At 29.3% G+C, this 22,761-nt stretch carries 20 protein-coding genes; 7 read left to right on the top strand and 13 right to left on the bottom strand.

The window, feature by feature from the left end; genetic code table 11:
* Positions 1-37: 37 nt before the first annotated feature.
* From MRZ80_RS06420 to MRZ80_RS06385, 8 genes are all read right to left on the bottom strand, one after another.
* Entirely contained in the window at positions 38-2,077 is a 2,040-nt protein-coding gene (locus MRZ80_RS06420) for an Ig-like domain-containing protein (protein ID WP_292537491.1), read from the bottom strand.
* A 166-nt stretch (positions 2,078-2,243) separates the two neighbouring features.
* A complete protein-coding gene (locus MRZ80_RS06415) occupies positions 2,244-2,873 on the bottom strand; it encodes a flavodoxin family protein (RefSeq protein WP_292537488.1) in 630 nt (209 codons plus the stop codon).
* Positions 2,874-2,954: 81 nt separating this feature from the next.
* The gene (locus MRZ80_RS06410; RefSeq protein ID WP_292537485.1) at positions 2,955-4,091 is read right to left on the bottom strand and encodes a glycosyltransferase family 4 protein; all 1,137 of its coding nucleotides are present in this window, start codon (positions 4,089-4,091) and stop codon (positions 2,955-2,957) included.
* Between the two features lie 141 nt (positions 4,092-4,232).
* Positions 4,233-4,919, bottom strand: a complete 687-nt coding sequence (locus tag MRZ80_RS06405; protein ID WP_292537483.1) for a glycosyltransferase family 2 protein — start codon at positions 4,917-4,919, stop codon at positions 4,233-4,235.
* A 134-nt stretch (positions 4,920-5,053) separates the two neighbouring features.
* Positions 5,054-6,229, bottom strand: a complete 1,176-nt coding sequence (locus MRZ80_RS06400; RefSeq protein ID WP_292537480.1) for a glycosyltransferase — start codon at positions 6,227-6,229, stop codon at positions 5,054-5,056.
* A 5-nt stretch (positions 6,230-6,234) separates the two neighbouring features.
* Positions 6,235-7,362 carry a glycosyltransferase gene (locus MRZ80_RS06395; RefSeq protein WP_292537478.1) on the bottom strand — a complete coding sequence of 376 codons (1,128 nt, stop codon included), beginning with the start codon at positions 7,360-7,362 and terminating at the stop codon, positions 6,235-6,237.
* Positions 7,363-7,445: 83 nt separating this feature from the next.
* Positions 7,446-8,675 carry a glycosyltransferase gene (locus tag MRZ80_RS06390; RefSeq protein WP_292537475.1) on the bottom strand — a complete coding sequence of 410 codons (1,230 nt, stop codon included), beginning with the start codon at positions 8,673-8,675 and terminating at the stop codon, positions 7,446-7,448.
* Positions 8,676-8,760: 85 nt separating this feature from the next.
* Entirely contained in the window at positions 8,761-9,762 is a 1,002-nt protein-coding gene (locus MRZ80_RS06385) for an NAD-dependent epimerase/dehydratase family protein (protein ID WP_292537473.1), read from the bottom strand.
* A 285-nt stretch (positions 9,763-10,047) separates the two neighbouring features.
* Here MRZ80_RS06385 and MRZ80_RS06380 point away from each other — a divergent pair, with 285 nt between their 5' ends.
* Positions 10,048-10,671, top strand: a complete 624-nt coding sequence (locus MRZ80_RS06380; RefSeq protein ID WP_292537470.1) for a class I SAM-dependent methyltransferase — start codon at positions 10,048-10,050, stop codon at positions 10,669-10,671.
* A gap of 159 nt (positions 10,672-10,830) precedes the next feature.
* On the opposite strand, the gene MRZ80_RS06375 is transcribed toward MRZ80_RS06380, so the two are convergent.
* A complete protein-coding gene (locus MRZ80_RS06375) occupies positions 10,831-11,844 on the bottom strand; it encodes a LicD family protein (RefSeq protein ID WP_292537468.1) in 1,014 nt (337 codons plus the stop codon).
* A 296-nt stretch (positions 11,845-12,140) separates the two neighbouring features.
* Here MRZ80_RS06375 and MRZ80_RS06370 point away from each other — a divergent pair, with 296 nt between their 5' ends.
* Positions 12,141-12,890, top strand: coding sequence for an ArsR family transcriptional regulator (locus MRZ80_RS06370; RefSeq protein WP_292537465.1), 750 nt, complete (start codon positions 12,141-12,143; stop codon positions 12,888-12,890).
* 188 nt (positions 12,891-13,078) lie between these two features.
* On the opposite strand, the gene MRZ80_RS06365 is transcribed toward MRZ80_RS06370, so the two are convergent.
* The 4 genes from MRZ80_RS06365 to MRZ80_RS06350 all read right to left on the bottom strand — a co-directional run bounded on the left by MRZ80_RS06365 (position 13,079) and on the right by MRZ80_RS06350 (position 17,563).
* Positions 13,079-14,527, bottom strand: coding sequence for a flippase (locus MRZ80_RS06365; RefSeq protein WP_292537462.1), 1,449 nt, complete (start codon positions 14,525-14,527; stop codon positions 13,079-13,081).
* A 29-nt stretch (positions 14,528-14,556) separates the two neighbouring features.
* Positions 14,557-15,855, bottom strand: coding sequence for a flippase (locus MRZ80_RS06360; protein ID WP_292537459.1), 1,299 nt, complete (start codon positions 15,853-15,855; stop codon positions 14,557-14,559).
* A gap of 130 nt (positions 15,856-15,985) precedes the next feature.
* A complete protein-coding gene (locus tag MRZ80_RS06355) occupies positions 15,986-16,936 on the bottom strand; it encodes an NAD-dependent epimerase/dehydratase family protein (RefSeq protein WP_292537456.1) in 951 nt (316 codons plus the stop codon).
* 168 nt (positions 16,937-17,104) lie between these two features.
* Entirely contained in the window at positions 17,105-17,563 is a 459-nt protein-coding gene (locus MRZ80_RS06350; protein ID WP_292537451.1) for a DUF1616 domain-containing protein, read from the bottom strand.
* 161 nt (positions 17,564-17,724) lie between these two features.
* On the opposite strand from MRZ80_RS06350, the gene MRZ80_RS06345 reads away from it, so the two are divergent.
* The 5 genes from MRZ80_RS06345 (at position 17,725) to MRZ80_RS06325 (ending at position 22,551) form a co-directional block, all read left to right on the top strand.
* A complete protein-coding gene (locus tag MRZ80_RS06345; protein WP_292537446.1) occupies positions 17,725-18,741 on the top strand; it encodes a hypothetical protein in 1,017 nt (338 codons plus the stop codon).
* A gap of 38 nt (positions 18,742-18,779) precedes the next feature.
* On the top strand, positions 18,780-19,667 hold the full coding sequence (locus tag MRZ80_RS06340; protein ID WP_292537443.1) for a formylmethanofuran--tetrahydromethanopterin N-formyltransferase: 888 nt from the start codon (positions 18,780-18,782) through the stop codon (positions 19,665-19,667).
* An 83-nt stretch (positions 19,668-19,750) separates the two neighbouring features.
* Entirely contained in the window at positions 19,751-20,680 is a 930-nt protein-coding gene (locus MRZ80_RS06335) for a carbohydrate kinase family protein (protein WP_292537440.1), read from the top strand.
* A 130-nt stretch (positions 20,681-20,810) separates the two neighbouring features.
* The gene (gene pdxS / locus MRZ80_RS06330; RefSeq protein ID WP_292537437.1) at positions 20,811-21,698 is read left to right on the top strand and encodes a pyridoxal 5'-phosphate synthase lyase subunit PdxS; all 888 of its coding nucleotides are present in this window, start codon (positions 20,811-20,813) and stop codon (positions 21,696-21,698) included.
* Positions 21,699-21,885: 187 nt separating this feature from the next.
* Complete coding sequence (locus tag MRZ80_RS06325; protein ID WP_292537434.1) at positions 21,886-22,551, top strand: exopolysaccharide biosynthesis protein; 666 nt, start codon at positions 21,886-21,888, stop codon at positions 22,549-22,551.
* Positions 22,552-22,761 lie beyond the last annotated feature (210 nt).

Here is a 22,761-nt window from a genome sequence, read left to right as displayed (position 1 = left end):
AAAAAAATAGAATAAAAAGGGGGATGAATTACATTCTTCATCCTTTTGATTTACCAGATGATATATATTCAATAAATGAATTAACAATTTCTGATGTATCACCAGAGTAAACATAGTCATATCCATGTTTATACAGGTATTGATCTGGATGTGCAAGACCTTTGAAACTTGCAGGACTATAATTATCATCATGTGCACGTTCAAGCCATGCAAGATTTGTAATATCACGTGCTGTAGGATAGAATGCAAGGAACATTGGCCTGTTTGCCTTTCCTCTCATAAAGCTTCTTGTTGACATATCATAAAATACTCCAGCATCAGCACCACCAAAGATTGATAGTTGTGCAGCATTATCAGGATAATTATTATTACGTATATAATTATGAGTGTTAGGTCCAATACCTACTACTTTTACAGTAAATCCTTTTGCTTGAAGTTTAGCTTTTATATCATTTATAAATGCTTGATCTTTTGATTTTGAACGAATATTATCACTTGTAATGTAGATTGTACGTTTTGTAGGATCTTGTGGGTGAATAATATCCCAGTTATATAACCTGCATGATTTAGGAAGATATCCTGATGTTGAATAATCTATCATCTTAGAGAATGAATAAAGCATATTATAGAATCCAAACTTATATGAGTCAATCATAACATAAGTTGGTGCCTTATGATGTGTCTGATAATAGTTAAGAGCATCAGATGCAATAGAAAGCATTCTTGATGTTGTAAGTGTTTGACCTTTTAAGTTATCAGATTGAGCTGAGATAGTTGGATAGTAAACATATTCAACAAGATCTGATCCATGATTACGATTAGCATTTTTTAGTGCATGAAGTATGAGTGGAAGGAATGATTCAACATTCATCTTTTTACCATTAACTTCTACATTTTTAAGTATCTGATTTGCTTCATAATGATTTCTAAGATATATTGCAGCATCTTGTATTTGTGAATATGAATATTTCAATATATTAACTGATAATTTACCTGATGCTTCAGACATCTTAGCATTACTACCTTCATAGATTCCAACAATACTATGTGATCCTTCAGCTAAGTTACGTGTAGTGTATTTAAAGTATGCTTTTCCATTTTTAACATTTGCATATCCAAGTGTTGCACCATCTAACTTAAAGAGTATACGTCCTGTGGTCATATACTTTCCAGTCTTCTTATTTACCACAGTTGCTGTAAGTTCTACATTTTCACTTTTTGGCACTGTTTTATTTGTTATTGACATCTTAGTTTCAATTGGATTAATTGTAAGTGTTGCTGTATTTGATGTTGCCTTATATGTGGTTTGTGTTTCACCAACTACTGCTGTAAGCTTATATTTACTTACAGGAAGTGTTGCATTATAGATAAAGTTAGCCTTACCATTAATTAGATCTGCACGTCCAATAGTGTTACCATTTAATTTAAATGCAACTTTACCACTTTTAATGTAGTTTCCATGTTCATCAGTTGCTGTTGCTGTAAATTGAACTTTATCATCATGTGTTACAACTTTATTATTTAATGTAATTTTAGAATTAAATTTAAGCACTGTGAGTGTTGCCTTTGCAGTATTTTGATTATACTGGCTTGTTCCACTGTATTTAGCTGTTATTTTGTAGTCTTTTGGCGTGTTTTTGTTTGTATTATAGTAGAGGTATGCTTTTGAGTTAATAAGATCTGCTCTACCAATAGTATTATCATTTAATTTAAATACTACATATCCGCCTGTAATATTTTTATTATCTGTTGTTTTAACTGTTGCTGTAAGTTTTACCTTACTTTGATATTTTATACTTGTATTTGTTGCAGACATTACAACATTCTTTTTTTGTGCAGTTTTTACTACTTTGCTTGTAGAATTTGAATTTATAACGTTCTTTTCTGATATTTTATTATTATCTTGCATATTGACAGCTTCTAGGTTTGCATTAGCGTCAATATTTGAAGTACTATTTCTGTTAATATTATCTTCGTGAATATTGGTTGTATTATCTGCAGCAGAAATTGCTGTAAGACCAAATATCATTATAAGAGATAGTACTAATAGAAGTACTTTTTTTGAAATAAATAACAACTCCTTATTTTTACTTTTTTTTATTTCTAAAATAACACATTAGATAGGTTATTTTTATAAAAAAAGTAATATTTATCTAATATATTTATTTTAATCTTATTATATAATTATTTTATGATAATGGAAATTTAAAAAAAATAGAAAAAGGTGGGGTGTTGAAAGGGTTTTATCTGATGAAGTGTGTTCTTATTGGTTTTTCACTTTCATCATGCTTGAGTCCTGCATCAAGACCTGCCTGGATACATTTAAGGAAGAATGCCATGTTACGTCCTAGTTGTCTCATTACATACATTCCTTCTTCGTCTTGTCTTACATCATCTGGTGTATATCCATGTACTCCATTCCAGTATGGTGATGATATAATTGGCATCTGTGATATTGTTGCATATTTATTTAATTGGTCAAATGTTGCTGTTGTTCCTGATCTTCTTGCTGATACTATTGATGCTGCAGGTTTAAATTTAAATGCACAGCAATTCTTATTTGAGTAGAATGCACGATCTAGAAATGATGTTACAGCTCCACTTGCACCTGCATAGTGTACTGGACTTCCAAATATGAATCCATCAGCTTTACATGCTTTTTTAACGAATTCATTTACAGGATCATCATCATATACACATTTTCCTAGTTCGCAACATTTATCACAGCCTGTACATCCTATGATAGGTTTAAGTCCTACCCAGAATATTTCAGTTTCAATACCTGCTTCATTTAATGTTTTTTCAACTTCACATAGTGCTGTGTATGTACATCCTTCTTTATGTGGACTTCCATTAAGTAGTAAAACTTTCATCTTTATTTTCACCTATTATTCTTTTCATTTATTTTATAATAATAGATATTTATTAGATTTATAAATAATAAAGATGTTCACCTATTTTATAATATTTTCATAATATGTAAGTGTTTTAGATGCAATATTGTTCCAGTCATAGTTTTTGGCAAATTTAAGACAATTCTCTCTACTATATGGTTTATTTTCAATGATATCAACAAGTGCTGTTGCAAATTCATCAGCATCATCGGCTACTACAACACCATTACTATCATCTATAAGATCTTTTGCAGCATTCATGGGAGAGTCAATTGTAACTGTTGGTATTCCACAACAGTTAGCTTCAATTAATACAATTCCAAAACCTTCACGTGTTGATGGAAGAGCAAATACCTTAGAGCTTTTAATAAGAGAATATAACTCGTTTTGATCTTCACAAAATCCCTTAAATGTAATATTACCAGCAACACCAAGTTCATCTGCAAGTTTTATAAGATCATCCTTTACAGGTCCTTCTCCTACAATAAAGCATTTAATGTCATCTTTTGTTTGTTTAATTCTAGCTACTGCATGAATAAGTAAATCCACATGTTTTTCAGCAATAAGACGTCCTGCATAGATAATATCAGACTCATCACAACTAGATTCAACATTTGTTATCTGGTTGAAGTTTACACCATTTTCAATGATAGATGTATTTGGTGGATTTCGTATCTGTAGCATATTTTCATATGTTGAATTTGAAACACAGATAAAATTATCAGTTAGATGCATAATTCCTTTCTCAATTATTTTACCAAAAAATCCAAGTTTTCCCATGTATTCATACCAGTAATCATTCCATATTTCATGGAGTGTAATTACAATATTTGCATCTTTATGTCGTAGCTTTGTTGAATAACATGAAAAGTATGGAAATCCTTGAACATCAACAATATCAAAGCCACTAAAATTAACACTAAGAAGTGATTTTGCAAAATGTATTGCTTCTTTTATTGATCTTTTATTGTCTTTTGTGTAAAGATCCATAGCATCACCCACACTATGGTGTGTAATACCATCATATTCTATAGTTTTCATATCCTTATATTCTGCTGTGTTCATCCAAAATCCTAGAGAATAGATATGAACATCTTCACCCATATCTGCAAGTCGTTTTGCAACTTCATAGACTCTGCGTTCTGCTCCACCTGTAACCCATGGATATACTGTATCATATACAAATGCAATTTTCATAATCTGGAATCTCCAATAAAATAAATTTCTTTAATAAAAATATGGTCATTTTTCATAGAAAATATAAAAAAAAGATTTAGAGGATTAAAATTATTTCTTTTATAGAAAAAAATAAAGGGTGTTTAATTATATTTCTTTTTTTTAGAAGAATTTACGTTGTAGCATGTATTTTATATGTCTCCATCCATCACTAAATGAACTGAGTTTTGCTTCTCCACCACCACGTTTATGGTATACTATTGGAATTTCACAGATTTTAAGATCTTTCTGTGCTGCTTCTATTACCATTTCAATAGCAAATTCCATACCATCTGCTGTTAGGTTCATCTTATCTTTTGCATCTTTTGTAAATGCACGCATTCCACAGTGTGTATCTGAATAATCACACTTAAAGAGTATGTTAAGCATCTTTGTAAGCATTGGATTTCCTATGTATTGGTGAAGTGCTGGCATTGCTCCATCTTCAATTTCTCCATCAAATCTTGATCCTATTACAAAGTCACATTTCTCATCTACAATCTTATTAATAAAGTCAAGTGACTGTTCTAGTGGATAGGTTCCATCAGCATCACCCATTATGATAATGTCACCTGTTGCTTCCTTAAATCCTCTCTTATATGCATTACCATATCCACGTTTCATTTCAAGATATACTGTTGCTCCAGCTTCACGTGCCTCATTTTCTGTATTATCTGTTGAATTGTTATTTACAACAATAATTTCAACATCATATCCTTCATCTTCAATTTGCTTAACAGGTATGCTTCTAATGGTTTTTCCAACAATTCCTTCCTCATTTAATGCTGGTATAACAAATGATACTTTCATGTTTTTTAATTCCCTTTTTTATTTTCTTTTTAATATGATTGTTTTATTTATATTATATTTATTGTTCATAATATAATAATTTTTAATACAATTCATTACAGATTTCTATGAAATTTTACTTAAAATTCATTTATCTAGGTTTTATATTTTTCAATTATATTAACAAGCTTATTTGTTGCAATATTCCATGAGTAATTATTTTTAACAAATACACGTGCATTTTCAGCTATATTATGATTAAGATTATCATCAGAAAGTAGCCTGATAACTGCATCTTTAAACTCCTCTGGACTATCAGCAAGCAGATAGTCATGTCCATCAACTGCCCTAATTCCACTAATTGCTGTTTTTGTACATATACAGCTAAGATTCATACTCATAGCTTCAAGAATCTTATTTTTAATACCTGTTCCTGAAACCATTGGAGTTATAAATACAGATCCAGGAGTTAAGTAGTCACGCACATCACTTACTGATCCTGTAACATTTACATTATCTGATGTGAGAGATTTAATATAATCTGTTGGATTTCGTCCTACAATTTCAAGAGGAACTGTAACTTCTTTTTGTATTAGTGGATAGATTTCATCCATAAAATACCTGATTGCATCATTATTTGGAGGTGTGCTCATATCACCTGTAAAGACGAGTTTACGTGTTTTTTTACTTGTTTTTTGTTTAAAGAAGTTAACATCAACACCATTTGCCACAACCTCAATTGGTGTTTTAATATGCTTTTGTAGATTTATTTTATCTTTTTCATTTACAACAATACAACAATTAAATTTATTATAAGCTTTTTCATAGTTGTGAATTTTAAGATAGTTAAGATACCAGTAAAGCTTTGATGTTAAAGTGTCTGCTTTTTTATACATTTCATGATTATATTCTCCCACTGCATCAAATGCATATATAATCTTTGGAATTTTAGTGTTTTTAACATAAAATGCCATTGGCATATCTGTTATAATCATGTCAAAATCATTTTCATCAATTAAACCATCAATTGTCTTTGCCATCTGCTTGTTGTAGTAGTAGTTAAAGAAGCTGCGTTTTTTAAGATTATTAAATGAAAGCATATTAGATAGTGTGTATTTAAATTGATCCATAAATGTTTCATACTCCACTATATCAATCATATCATAGCCTTCTAGGTGCTCCTTAAGTGGGTCAACCTGGTATTTTCCAGAGTTAAAACATACCAGGTGCATATCATACATTTTTGAAATATTTCTTATCATATGATAAAATGGTAGTGTTGCACCCACACTCATTGATGGAATTTCATGACATATTAGAAGAATTTTCATAAGTCTTATTCACCTTTTTTTATGTATTTTTCATAGATTTCAAGTATGTGGTCTGCAACATCACACCACTGGAGATTATTTTTAATGTAGTTTTGACCATTTTCAAGCTGTCTTTGTGTAAGTTTAGTATCTGTTAGTGATGTAATTATTGCATCTTTTAATTGTTCTATATCTGCATATTCAACAATAATTCCTGCATCAATTTTTTCAATTACCTCACCAGATTGGCGTGTAACAACCACAGGTGTGCCTGCAAGTATTGATTCAAATACAGTAAGTGCTACTCCTCCCATGTACTTTACAGGATTTACAAAAAGCTTAGCATCACGATATATTGCATTTTTATCAGCCTCATCTACAAATCCTGTGAAAATTACACGATCTTTAATGTCGTATTTAGTAATTATTTCATCAAGTGTCTTTTTATAATCAGATATCTTACCTGCAATTACAAGCTTATATTCCCTAAATTCATCAGGCAATTGTGCAAATGCTTCAATAATATAATTAATTCCTTTAAGACTGTCAAGACGTCCAAAATAGAGGATGTAAGGTATTCCTTCAAGAAATGTGTCGTATGAATCTATATTTTCAAATTCATCAACGTTCATACCATTATATACAACTTCAACTGGTGCATTTGTCATGAGTTTATCATATTTTGCCTCATAATCTGATACTGCAATGATATGTGATGCATTTTGCATTAATTTATTTCCAAAGAAGACATCAAAAAGTTTCTTAAATAGGCTTTGTCCAACATTTGTTGGTGTTGATGCATGGGGTTGTATAATATATGGAATATTATATTTTTTTGCATACTCCATAACAACGATGTTCTGGTATGATCTGAGCTCATGCATGTGGATAATGTCAAAATTCTTTATATTTTCATCAAGCCATTTCTTCATTTGTGGTGAATAGATGAAGAGTGCAAAATTAAATTTATAGTCAACATTAACCATTTGAAGATTATCTATAGTGTCAGTATCTTCCTTGTTGTATTCAAAATTAGTTGTAAGAATTGTTACATCATGTCCTTTATCTGTAAATTGACGAGTTAAGTTGTAGCATACAGCTACATCTCCACCACGTGCAAATGTAAAATATGGTATAACTTCTAAGATATTCATAGTAAATTCCACACAAAAAAATTAATAGTTCATTTTTAAAATCTAAAAAAAAGAATTCATAGGGGGTGGTTAGTAATAGTTTTCTAGATATCTTTAAGTAAAATATCAAGTATTAATCCTTCAAGAATACTTTCAAATTCAATTGTAAGTTTTCTCCAATCATTATTTTCAACAAAGCTAAGTCCTGCAGCTCCAACTTTTACAATTTCACGCTTATTTCTAAGTGATGTTTTTGTTACAACATCAAGAACTTCCTCAGGCTTGTTAATGTAGATAATACCATTTCTATCCCCAAATTCAGCATGTATTCCTGGAAGTTTTGTTGCAATAACAGGTTTCTTCATTGCCATGTACTCATATAACTTAATTGGCACAATATTTTGCATAATAATTTCATCCTGATATGCAGGAAGTATACATACATCACTTGCACCTATAAGATCTGGAATTATTGAATACTTCTGTCTTCCTGTAAGTATAAGCTGATCTTTCATATCATACTTTTTCTGGATAAGCTTTAATGCTTCAAGAGCATCTCCATCACCAACAATTAACAGCTTAATATTTGGGTATTTATCCTTATTTTTTCCAAGTTCAACTGCAAGCTCTTTAAGTCCTGCAAAGTTGTATAGAAATCCCATGAAAAACAATACTATATCATCATTTTTAATTCTGAAATGATTACGTATCTTATATCCACCATGCTTTTTATAGTCAAAGTGTTTAAGATTAATTCCAGCACCAATAATACTCATCTTATGTGGATTTGCACCCATCTCTGCTGCTGTTTCACTGAGTTTACGATTTATTGTAAGTACATATGATGAATTTTTAAGTGTGTTTTTTGTAATATTTTTTCCAAGTTCACGGAAATGTTTCTCTGGAATTAACTCGTGAAGCACATCAATAAAGTAGTATACAAATGGAATATTTGCCTTTTTTGCAAGTTTTGATGCAATATTTGCATTTATAATTCCAAATCCTACTATTATCTCTGGCTGAAATTCCCTAATTTGTCTTTTTATTTCCTTTCTATGATAGTGTATGATGGACAGGTAGTTAAGTATTGGAAGTTTAATAAGAGGTGGTCTAATTACTGTAACATTACTTGTATTATATACCTTTTTATAACCTTCAAAGACCTGTCTTGGACTTTTTATTGGATCTGATGGTTTTTTATCAATCTTCCAGTCAACTTCATAGTCTATAACACGGATTTCATGACCACGAAGACCAAGTAATTCCATGAGGTGATGTTGTTGATGTGGATTTCTTTTTATCCAGTCAGATTCTTGTACAACTAATATCTTCATACCTATCAGCTAAATTCATTTTTTTTAATTAATATATGTTGTTAAATTATTAAATATTTATTGTTATATTAAAATTCTATAATCTCTAGAATTCTGCACTTTTTTGTATATTTTCCCAGTTGTCAACAAACCATTGATGAGTATTTTCAATACCTTCATAGAAGTCGTGTTGTGGTTTATATCCTAGGATTTTTTTAGCTTTATCAATTGATGATAAAAGTTTATTTTTAGCATCCCAGTCTCTGCGTTCTTTATATTCGATACCTGCATCGTTTCCACATACTTCATTTACTTTATTTGCCATGTCAATAACTTGATGGTCACGACCTGATCCAAGATTTATTGATTCACCAATAGCATCTTCTTTAATACCCATAGCAAGAAGACCATTTATAATATCATCAACATAGGTCCAATCACGAGTTTCTGATCCATTTCCAGTAATTGGAAGTGCCTGGTTATTCATAGCCCAGTACATGAAGTTTGGAATTACATTTCTATATTTTCCAGGAACTTCACCAGGTCCAAATACATTGAAAAATCTAGCATTTACAATTGGTAAATCATATAAGTTATGGAAGTAGTATGTATATAATTCACCGAGAAGTTTTGTTACCTGATATGGTGTATGTAAGCTTATACTAATATCATCTTCTTTAAATGGCATAGTTGAGTCAAGTCCATAAACTCCACATCCACTACTTGAATAAACAAATCTTTTAACATTATCTGAAAGATGTGCATATTCAAGAACTTTAAGAATTCCAAGACCATTTACTTTTAAGTCTTTTTCAGGCTTATCTACAGAGTTCTGATTTGCAAAATGAGCTGCTAAGTGGAATACATACGATGGTTTTTCCTTGAAAGTCCATTTAAGTACTTGATCATCACAGATGTCACCTTCAATAAACTGGATACAATCATCTTTTGGTATGTTCCATTTATATGAGGATGATAAATCATCAAGTATTATTATTTTTTCAGGGTTACATTGAACAAGTCTTCGTGTAAGATTACTTCCAACACAACCAGCACCACCAGTAATAAGGATAGTTTCGCCTTCATATTCATTAGCAATATCTTTCATTTTAATAAAATCTCCCTTAATTATTCTCTTATTAATAATAAAAATAACAATTCATTTTTTGATTATTATTTAATCAATTAAATATATTAATAATATATCTTTTCTATTTTATTTAAAATTTTAAAAATATATCATAATTAATAATAAATTTAATTAAAATAGTGTAAAATAAAACAATACAGCTATGCTTAATTTTATACTCTTAATATAAAATAAGAACTATTCTAACAACTTATTTTAATGATTCATAAATCTTTAATAAAATAACTTGATATAATATTATTTATGAATGATAAAGCTTATTGGAAAAAATATTACGAAGAAAATCCAAATCCTACAGAGCCATCATCATTTGCAAAATTCATAGAAGGATTTATAGAACCTGAAAAATCACTCATTGAATTAGGATGTGGAAATGGCCGAGATAGTGTTTTCTTTGCACAAAACCATTTACATGTAACAGCAATAGATCAAGTACAACAAGAAATGGACTATCTTAACAGTCACTACTCAGAATATAACCTTGACTTTAAAGCTGAAGACTTTACAAACTTAGCAACAGATCAAAAATATGATTATGTCTATTCACGTTTCACACTTCATTCAATAAATGAAGATGCAGAAGGACGTGTACTTAAATGGGTCTCAAATCAACTTAATTGTGATGGATACTTCTTTTTAGAGGTAAGGAGTATAAATGATCCAATGTTTAATAATGGAGAAAAAATCAGTGAAACAGAAAATATAACAACACACTACAGACGATATCTAGACTATAGCAAAACAATAGAAAAACTTGAAAATATTGGACTTAAAGTAATCTATAAGATAGAATCACAGGGATTATCAGTGTATAAAGATGATGATCCAATGCTAATTCGTATAGTAGCACAAAAAACTGAAAACTAGTAAAAAAAATAAGTTAATATTAACTAATAAGAAATTATCAAAAAAAAACTTTTTTTGTAAATAAATATATTTTATATGGGAGGAGAGTAAGAAAAAATAATCTTTTCTACAACCCCCTTCTTTTAATTAAAAATATAGATGATATATTAAATACTATTTTTATTTGAAATTTTCATTAATATCTTTTAAGAACTTAATTTCAGCATCAAATCCAGCATCAATATCTTCTTTTATATTATCATACTGACCTTTAATAAATCCTGTTGTATTATGATCAAGTGCTGTACGTGGAAGATGCATATATTCAGGTCCATAAATTAATTCAAGATACTTATCTGCATTATTTGGCATATAAAATGTATAATCCTCAAATTGCACCTCTTTTAGTGGAAATACATACTCTGTTTTATATAACCTGTTTTCAATGTTGTTATGAAGACCATCTATGGCATCAGATAGGTACTCTGTTTTTTCATCTGTAAAATGCATCTTTTCATTTTGAATTTTAAGTCCCTCATCAAAGCTCCAAATACCTTTTTTAATATTTTTTCTAAGTTCAACTTGAAGCTTCATCTGTTTTTTATTTCTTTTTTCTGTAATACCACAATCTTCTATATAATCTCTTGGAAATACATCAAAATGGGCAAATGGCTTTTTATATGCACACTGGAAAAATAGTATGTGTGTGTTGTCATTAAATGTATCAAGAGGTGTTATTTCATCATCTTTTGTATGTGGCTGTTTTAATCTTTGAATAATAACTTTATCAGATAATCCTTCTATATTATTAATTTCTTCTGGAAATACTTCACAGAACTTTTCATAGTCTTTACGTAGCATTCCAATATCAACATCATCATCCCATGGAATAAATCCTCCATGACGTATAGCACCAAGAAGTGTACCATAATCTAGCCAATATTGTATGTTATGTTTTTGACAGATTTTATCAAATAATCTTAGAAGTTCTACTGATAAAAGTTGTATCTGTCGCATCACACCTGTTGCTTTAATGTCACAATTTGCAAATATCAGGTCAATTAACATTTGATGTGACTCAATTTCCTTATCTACACGCTTATTATTAAATCTCTGCACCATATTAACAAAAAAGCTCCGATTTTTAATAAATTCTGGAAGCATTCTATATACTGTTGATAAAATAAATACCAAATCTGACAACTCCTTTTATATTTTTATTTAATGTAACTATATGTTTTAAATACCCTTAATAATATGGAAATATTAGGTTATATTTGGAATTTAAAAATTATTTGACTAAATACATGTTTAAATTCTCTTATTTTTTATTTATTTTAATTAAAATTTATTTGATTTTAAATTGTTCTATGTATTAAATTTATTGTATTGCTTTATTAAATTTATATTTTAAATTTAAAGGAAATTGATAATGTTTTAATTTTTACTTACAAATACTTTATATATCTATAAAATTCATAACAATTATTATGATTCCTATAAACATCTATGACAATACTAAAATTAAAATATATTCAACAGCAGATGGAATTAAGATTGTAAATAGTCCTATTAAAATACAAATTCTTAACATGCTTGATGAAAAAATCAGTGAAGCTGAAATTGTAAAAAGAACAGGGAAATCTAAATCAACAATATCTGTACATCTTAAAAATCTTGTTGATGAAGGAATATTAAGTTATAAATCACATCCTCTAGATAGACGTAGTAAATTATTCTACATCTATGCAGACTATGTGGGAGAAGTATATCCTGGACAGATAATCTATTCATTACCAGAAGTACAGGAAGATATAATAGATCCTCATGGATTATTTACAGAAGTACACAGACAATGTAAAGGACTTCTATTACATCATGGACTTGAACTTTCACCACTTGAAACAAAAGCTGGTGAAAGAATTGGAAGAGATCTATATAAAAAACTAGAATTTGATGGTTTTGAAGGATTCCTTGATGCTCTTAGAAAATATTTTGCAGAACTAGAAATTGGTGAATTAACAATTACACATACAGATAACACAGTTTTAAAACTTAAAGGATGTCATACAAAATTTGATATTGAATATAACATTTCAACATGTTGTATTACAACAGGAATGATAAAAGGAGTATTTTCTGAATACTACCAGTGTGATGTTTCAGTTGAAGAAGTTGAATGTGTATCAAAATATGATGATTGTTGTACATTCATTGTAGAAAAAGAAAAAAAGAATTAAAACTTATAAATTAAGTATTTTTTTTAGTAGGAAGGAAAGTAGTTTAGATTAGAAGTAAAGTAGTGGTTTGCTTTTAATTTAAATTAAATCTAAACTACTTAAGTATAGATGTATTATAGTAAAATTTAACTTATCTAAAAAGATATTTTATCTAAAAAATAATCTTTTTTTTAAATACTCATTTTTTTTTAAACTATTTTTTCAAGATATTTAACAATTCTTTCAGGTAATATCTGACCAACTATTTTTATGTCATCTTCATCTATTGTTTTAAGAAGCAGTATCATGATTGTATATACTGTAGCTCCTATGAATATGCTGCTAAATAATTCTAAGTTAAGTATTGATATTACAATTGCCATTACAACACTTGCAACAAATGGCTTAATAAGAACTGTTTTAACAGGTACACTATATCCATACTTATGCATGATATAGATGTAGAATATAACCATACTTACCTCATTTAGTATTGTAACAAATGCTGCACCTTCACCTGAAAATAGGTTGATAAATATGTAATTTCCAACTAAACTAAGAATAAGACATAAAAATGTAGCTCTTAGTGTTTCATGCTGTTTATTAATTGATGTAATACTTGTACCTAGAACATAACTTAAAAATATGGCAGGAAGTGCCCATATGATAAGTCTAAGAATTGGTATTGTATTAGCATAACTTGCACCATACATGAAAAGTACAATTTTATCAGCAAGTAGTGTTGTTCCCATAGCAATTGGAATACTTAGAAGTGATAAATACTTAAGTGACTTTTTATATGAATATGCAAGCATGTCTTGTCTGTCAATAAATAACTTTGAAAACAATGGAAGTATTGCCGTTGAATATACTGTTGGAATAAATATTAAAGCTTGCATAAGATTAAATGCTGCTGTATATTCACCTACAACAGAGCTTGTTGTAAGATAATTAAGCATTATTGTATTCATCTTAAATGAAATAAGTGCAAATATACTTGTTATTGCAAGTGGAAATGCTGTTTTTATGAGGTATTTCCAGAATTTAAAGTCAAATTGGAAGTGTATAACTCCATAGTTTCTAGAACATAATATGAAGTTATAAACTAATACAACAGCACTTGAAATAAGATATACCATTGCAACTCCAATAACGCCTTGATTTGTAAATACACAGATAAGAACTCCAATACACATTACAACTGAATTTATTATCTCAGCAAGGGATTGATATTCCATCTGTTCATATGCACCAAATATTGATGTAAATGTTCCACCAAATGCATCTGTTATTACAGAAAGTCCAATAATATATACAACATACTTGGTTATTTCATTAAATCCAAAGTTAACATAAACTACAAGCATTAGCATTGTAAGTATTGAAAGTATCAACTTTATAGATCCATGATTTCCCATATACTTTGCAGTTTGCGACTTATCACGTGCAACTTCACGTATTGTGAGTGTTGAAAGACCAAGATCTGTAAATATTGAAAATAATCCTGTTATTGCTGTTGCAAATGAAATTAATCCAAAATCTGCAGTTCCAAGGTAACGTGCTGAATATAGGGTGTAGACAAATGCAAGAACATATCCTATCATACGTGATAGAAATAGTGAACCTATATTTTTAACTACGCGTCTTATAGCATTCAATTTAATCACATCTCATTATTTTTTTCTATTTAATTTAATTTTTCATTTTTTGATATTATCTTAATTCCATGTGTTTGTAGGAATATAAACATTGCAACTGTAATGAATGTTTCAGTTACAACAAAGCTTATTGCAACACCAAGTTGTTGTATGAATGTTATTAATATAATAGCAAGAACTATGTTTAGTATTCCTCCAAGAAGTGTTATTGAACTAAATGCCTTTTTATAGTTGTGTGTAAGCATGGTTTGAACACCAAATACTGTACTAAGTGCCACAACAAATGGAAGAGCAGATAGTATTTCAAGTAGTATTACTGAATTTGCATAAGCATTTCCAAATATTATTAGAATTATTGGCTTTGCAAATATGAATATTCCAGCAGAAAGTATGAGTCCTATTATTGCCATTAGCTTTGTTAGGTTTCGTATAAAGTTGATGTTAACTTCATCTTCCTCATCTTGTGTTTTACGACTTACAAATGGATATAATGCCTGTGATATAGGATTTAGCAGTCCATTTGCTGCAAGTACTATTTTTTCGGCAATTGAATAGTATCCTACAAGTGTATTGTTTGTAAGTAAACCAAGCAGAAATGTGTTTGTTGTTGTATACATGTTAATTGCAACTGTTGAAATAAATACATACCAACCCTCTTTAAGGTGATATATGATTGATTTAACAGATGGAATTTTTAGTTTTATATTGAATTTTCTCACTGCAATATAAAATCCTGCAATACCTACAACAATTAGTCCAATAGAATTTATTATTGGAACAAGCAAGTAATCTCCTTGGTTGTGTATGAAAAGGAAGATTGCAACTGTATATATGACTTTTCCAATAATATTTAAGATACTTGTATATTTCATATACTCCATTGCCTGGAAAAACCAGGTAGGAAATAGCATATATCCAATAACCATACCAAATGTAAGAATATACACCATTAAATCAGCATTAAATTTTGGAATAAACACTACAATTAACATCAATATAATAAATGTTAAAATACAAAGCAGCAACTTAATTGACATAACCGATGAAAATATCTCTGATTTCTTCGCCTCATCTTCACGATAAATTGCAGCTTCACGAGTTGCAGATAAATTAAATCCATAATCTGTAATAATCTGGAAATATGTAATTAATGCAATAGCATACTGAGTAAGACCAAACTTATCAGGTCCAAGTACCATTGTAAGATATGGAAGTGTAAGAAGAGGTAATATATAACTTGCAAATTGAAGACCTGTTAATGATACAATATTTTCAAGAATTTTACGATATTCCTTTGTTTTAAAGAAAAGCTTTACTTTTTCAATCATAGTTAATAATTCACACTCCTCATATTTTTAATAAAAAAATAGTATTAAATTTCCTTTTTCATATTTCCATAATATAACTAGAAAAAATATTTAAAAAAATAGTGTAAAAAATAATGGAAATAAAAGAGTTCTATTCATCTACTTCCATAATTTTAACATAATAGTCTATTGTCTCTTTAAGTTCACATTTAAAGTCATGTTCACTTTTAAATCCGAAATTCTCCTCAGCTTTTGTAATATCTGCAACAGAATGTTTAATGTCACCATCCTGTTTTGGCATATATTGTGGATTAAAGTCATATCCCATAATTTCACAGATATATTCAAGAAGTTCATTTATTGATGTTTTCTTACCATGAGCAATATTATAGACACCTGTTGCATCTGACTTCATAACCTCATAGTTTGCCTGTGCAATATTTTTAACATAAATAAAATCACGTGTTTGTTCTCCATCACCAAATATTACAGGACGTTCACCCTTTAGAAGTGCAGATATAAATTTTGGTATAACACCACTATATGGTGAGCTAATATCTTGTCTTGGACCAAATACATTGAAATATCTTAGTGTTGCTGTTGGAAGATTGTATGTATTTGTAAATGTATATGAATATAATTCAAGCATTGCCTTTGAAACAGCATATGGTGAAAGTGGTCTTAGTGGAAGCTCTTCATGATTTGGAAGAGTTTCAGTTTCTCCATATACAGCAGCAGATGATGCAGATATAACCTTTTTAATATTACATTCACATGCAGCTTTAAGTACTCTGAATGTTCCATCAATATTTATCTTATTTACCTCTGTAGGCTTCTGAATACTTTCTGGTACACTTGTTAGTGCTGCTTCATGGAATACATAGTCATGATCTTCAAATATTAAGTTAAGATCAGCATCTGTAATATCAGCACATACCATGTTGATTTTGTCATGGTCAAGTTCTTTAAGATTTTCAATTTTTCCCTTAGTCATATTATCTAGGATTGTAACTTGACCTACTCCATTTTCTATTAGTGTTTGTGCAATGTGTGAGCCTATAAATCCTGCTCCTCCTGTGATAACACATTTTATATCGTTCATTTTTAGCCTCTCATTAGTTTTTCTCTGTTCTTTTTTAAGTTAATATTAAACTTATAGCCCTTTATTTTAAATTTAATGGAATTAAATGATTATTTTTAGAATTTCATGTTAGGCTTATAGCTTATTTTATTTATTTAATATTTTCATATTATAAATAAAGTTTCTACATTAAATGACATTATATCTAAGTTTTAAACTTCGATAAATATTTGAATTATTACCCTTATAAAGTTCAATATCTAATTGTTGATCATCACCAATATGTGATGTTGATGTAATATAATAAGCAGTAATTTCTTCTTGATCGTTTTGCAACGTCTTATTATACTTAGCAAGAGTAATATTATCCTTCTTAATTACAACTGAATAGTTCATCATAACATTTTCCTTATTTTTAAGTCCAATATTTATCTTTTCAATATTTCCCTGGGAAATATTTACAGGATAATCTGTAGTATTATTGTTATGATCAAGAATATAGAATTCAGTGTAACCTTCACCCTGATTAGGATTAATAACAAGATAACATACACAAATAATAGCCAAAATAAGAATTATAATTAACAATGCTTTTATAACTTTATCAACTACTTTCATGTTTAAATCCCATCTTCTATGTTTTTTCATATTTTTAAAAATAAAATTAAAAATAATATATTATAAATTAATATTTATCTTTTCATATAGATAAGTATATAATAATAAAAAAAGTTTTTTTTAAAAAAAAAATATAAAATTAAAAACTTTTCAGATATTAGATTATTTTTTATAAAAGGAGTTCTAAGTAAATGGACAGATTTTATGTAACTGACTGTGAAGGCCCATTATCTGTTAATGATAATGCCTATGAAATTGCAGACTTTTTCATTCCACAAGGTGGTGAATTTTTCTCTATATTAAGTAATTATGATGATATACTTGTTGAAAAAAATACTCCAAACTACCTTGCAGGAAGTACACTTAAGATGATACTACCATTTTTTAAGGCTGTAGGATTATCAGAAAAAGATCTTATAGAATTTTCAGAAGATCACATCTACATGATAGATGGTGCAAAATATATGATGAAACGCATACAAGAAATTATGCCATCATACATTGTAAGTACAAGTTATAACCAGTACATCAAAGCATTATGTGATAAGATGGATTTCACCTATGAAAATACATACTCAACACAACTAAATCTTGATGCATATGAACTATCAGATGAAGAACAAGATAAATTAATTGATATTGCACAAAACATACTATTTGATTCAAGTTTTGAAAATATCAACCATCTATTTTGTAATGTTATCTCAAAGATGGACATAGCACCACTAATGGATTCAACTGTTCCTGTTGGTGGAGTTGGAAAAAGAGATGCAATAGTTGATATTATAGATAAAAATAATTATGATCCTGAAAATCTAATGTATTCAGGAGACAGTATTACAGATAAAGAAGCACTTGAATTTGCACACCAAAATGGTGGTCTTGGTATTTCATTTAATGGAAATATTCATTCAATAAAAGCAGCAGATGTGGCAATTGCATCAGATAATAACTTAATACTTGCACTTATTGCTGAAATATTTAATGATGGTGGAAAAGATAAAGTATATGAATTTATCAACACATACCATGAAGATCCACTAAGTGCTGTTGTTGAAAATTCATCAGATAAATACATATCACAACAACTACTACTTTCTATGCCATCAATAGATTTCATAACAGATGAAAACACACAACAACTAGTAGATAAAAGTAAAATAACACGAAATAAAGTACGTGGAAGTAAAATTTCAAACTTAGGATAGATAAAAAAAAGAGAATTTAAAATTGGAGGATTAATATTATGAATTTTGAAATAGAAGATACATATGCAGAAGCATTCACAGGTGTATGTGTAAGATTAATAATAACAGCAGAAGACCAAAAAACAGTAGATAAAATTGCAGCAGATGCAACAGCAACACCAGGAACAGTAATTGGAAGAACAGAATCTGGAGTAGAAAAATTCCTCACACCTGATGAAACACCAGATAACAGACCGGGAGTACTAGTTCAATTCTGGTATAACACAACAAATCTTGATAAATTTGATAAAGAATTATCATTCAGAATAAGACAGGACATACTTGTAAAACCATTTATAAAAGTATTTGATGCATCAATTGACCCATTTGACTACATTGATACAACAGAACATGTAGGTCACTGTGGAGATGGATATGAATGGACAGAAGAAATCTATGACAGAACCATGATACGTGTACCAATCTGTGTACCAGACTTCTATATTGAACAGAAAATTGGATGTATGAAAGGAATTATGGGAGTAAACTTCTGGTATTGTTGTAACTCAAAAGAAGCAGTACTAGAGGGAGGATATAAAGCTCTTGATGCATTAATGGAAGTAGATGGGGTATGTGCACCATTTGATATCTGTTCTGCAGGATCAAAAGTAGAAACAAACTATCCTGAAATTGGTCCTACAACAAATCATCCATACTGTCCATCACTTAAAGAAAAACTTGGAGATGAATCCAAAGTTGAAGATGGAATAGAATACATACCAGAAATAGTAATAAATGCACTAGATGAAAAATCAGCAAAAGAATCATTAAAACAGGCAATTGGAGCACTTGATGGTGTAGAAGGAATTGTTAAAATATCAGCTGGTAACTATGGTGGAAATCTAGGAAAATATAAATTCTATCTTAAAGAAGAAGTTGAAGAATAGATGAAATACTCTATTTTTTTAAATTTTACTCTTTTTTTTCTTAATATAATAACTTAATTTCAGTAAAGGGGAGGTTTATTTAATTGAATTTTGACATAATAGGATTTGGAGCATTAAATGTAGATAGACTATGTCATGTTGATGATTTTGCACCAGTTGATGGTGAAACATTTATAAATTATGAAACAAAAGTATGTGGTGGATCTGCTGCAAATACAATCGTATCAATTGCAAAGTTAGGACTTAAATGTGGACATATAGGAAAAGTTGGCAGTGATTCATATGCAGATATGATGTGTGAATATCTAAAAGAAAATAATGTAGATACAAACCATACAATATTAACACCAAATGGTGAAACAGGAGAAGTAATGGGATTTGTAGATGCAAATGGTGATCGTAAATTATATGTAACACCAAAAGTTAATGATGACATAACATATGATGAAATAAAACCTGAATACTTAGATACAAAGATAATTCATTTAACATCATTTGTAGGACTTAATAATTCAGCATCAATAGATACACAACTTGAAGTTCTTAAAAACTTAGATAGTGATGTTAAAGTATCATTTGATCCTGGAATGCTCTACATTCAAAGAGGTTCAGAATTTATTAATAAATTCCTAAAATATACAGATATTCTACTTATTAATGAAACAGAACTCAAGATGTTAACACAAAAAGACACACTAGATAGTGCAGTAGATGCAATATCATCAGAAGTTGAAATTCTTGTTGTTAAAAGATCAACTGATGGATCATTCATTAAAAAAGGTGATGAGGAATATAACATCGGAATATTTAATGTTGATGCAATAGATACAACAGGTGCAGGAGATGCATACAATGCAGGATTCCTCTATGGACTTCTTTCAGGATACAACTTACATGATAGTGGTATAATTGGAAGTTATATTGCAGCAAAATCAACAACAAAGTCAGGAGCAACAAGTGCAATTGAATATATTGATCCTGAAAATATTAAGGAAATAATTGAAAACTATTAAGTTATAAAAATAACAAAGTTATATTATAGATTAAATTTAGCATAATTTAATTAAAAAAAAATAATAATTTTTATATAAACTTACAAAAAATTAAACATAAAAAATAAACTATTTGGAGGCATATGAAAACATGTTACATGGAACAAAAGTATTAAAAGAAGGATTTGCTAAAATGACAAAAGGTGGAGTAATTATGGATGTAGTTAATGCAGAACAAGCTGCAATAGCTGAAGATGCAGGTGCTGTATCTGTAATGGCTCTTGAAAGAGTACCATCAGACATAAGAAAAGCAGGTGGAGTAGCAAGAATGGCTGACCCATCAAAAGTACAAGAAATCCTCGATGCAGTAGACATACCTGTAATGGCAAAAGTAAGAATTGGACACTTTGTAGAAGCACAAGTACTTCAATCATTAGGTGTAGATATGATCGATGAAAGTGAAGTATTAACACAAGCAGATGAAGACTTCCACATTGACAAAGAACAATTCACAATACCATTTGTATGTGGTGCAAGAGACCTTGGAGAAGCTCTAAGACGTATTGATGAAGGAGCAGCAATGATCAGAACCAAAGGTGAAGCAGGTACAGGAAACGTTGTAGAAGCTGTAAGACACATGAGAGCAATTCAAGGTGCAATCCGTGAAATCCAAAACAAATCAGAAGAAGAACTCTGGCAAGTAGCACGTGAAATCAACGCACCAAGAGAACTTGTAAAATTAACAGCACAAGAAGGAAGAATTCCAGTTGTAAACTTCTCAGCAGGAGGAATAGCAACACCAGCAGATGCAGCATTAATGATGCAACTTGGAGCAGACGGAGTATTTGTAGGATCAGGTATCTTCAAATCAGAAAACCCAGAACTTGTAGCAAATGCAGTAGTAGAAGCAACAGCACACTACGATGATGCAGACCTTATTGCTGAAGTATCAACAGATCTTGGAGAAGCAATGCCAGGTATTGACATCAACGAACTTAAAGAAGAAGAAAGATTACAAAACAGAGGAAACTACATATAAGCTAGTTTCAACACTCCATAACCCCCTTTTTATTATTAAATACTAATTTTAGATTCATATTATCAAATTTATTTAGAATTTATAAATATAATTAAATAAAGATTATAACAATATTAAAAAAAAATAATAGTAATCTTTTTTATAAAAATAAAAGTTTACATGGAAATTTTCATGGAGAAATCAAATAATGGAAGAAAATGTAAATGAACTTCAAAATACTGATATAAATGTTCATGAAAAAACTTCAGATACAATAAAAAGACTAAGAAACAACATACCCGAAGGTAAAATGACACTTGGTGAACTTGTAGAATTCTATAATGCACGTGAACTTGTAATAATTATTCTAATTGCACCATTTCTTCTTCCAGCATCAATACCAGGAAGTAGTACACCATTTGGTATACTTATAATTATTATTGCATTATCTGAGATATTTTCAAGAAAAATATACTTACCTAATTTTATTGCAAAATATGAAATTGAACATTCAACTGTTGAAAAACTATTTGACATACTAATTAAAGCATTAGGATATGTTGAAAAGGTAGTAAAACCAAGAGGACGTATAGATTTTAAATACTTAAATAAATTTAACCTTGCAATAACAATATTGCTTTCATTTCTATTGTTCTTACCTCTTCCAATACCATTTACAGACTTCTTCCCATCACTTGCAATACTACTGCTTGTTGTAGGAAATCTGGAAAATGATACATATATCATGACACTTGGATATATTGCAACAGTTGGAACACTATTTTACTTCTATCAGATGGGAAGTCTTGGAATTAGTATAATAGTTGCAGTTCTTGAGCGTATCTTGCCTGGAATTTCAAGTTATTTAGGATGAAATAAATTAGGTAATTTAAGTGTTATAATTAAATTGTTACATAAATTAGTTTGATATTACTAAAAAAATAATATAAAGTAAAAATAAAATATATATTACTAATAAAAAGTTAACTTTTTAATTTTATAGATAGATGAATATTCATTTTATTTTTAGATATGAATATTCTATGAAAAAAGGGTTGAATTAATATAATTACTCCCATAAATT

The organism is Methanosphaera sp. (genome assembly GCF_022768985.1).
GTDB lineage: Archaea > Methanobacteriota > Methanobacteria > Methanobacteriales > Methanobacteriaceae > Methanosphaera.
This window is presented reverse-complemented; position numbering and strand designations above follow the sequence as displayed.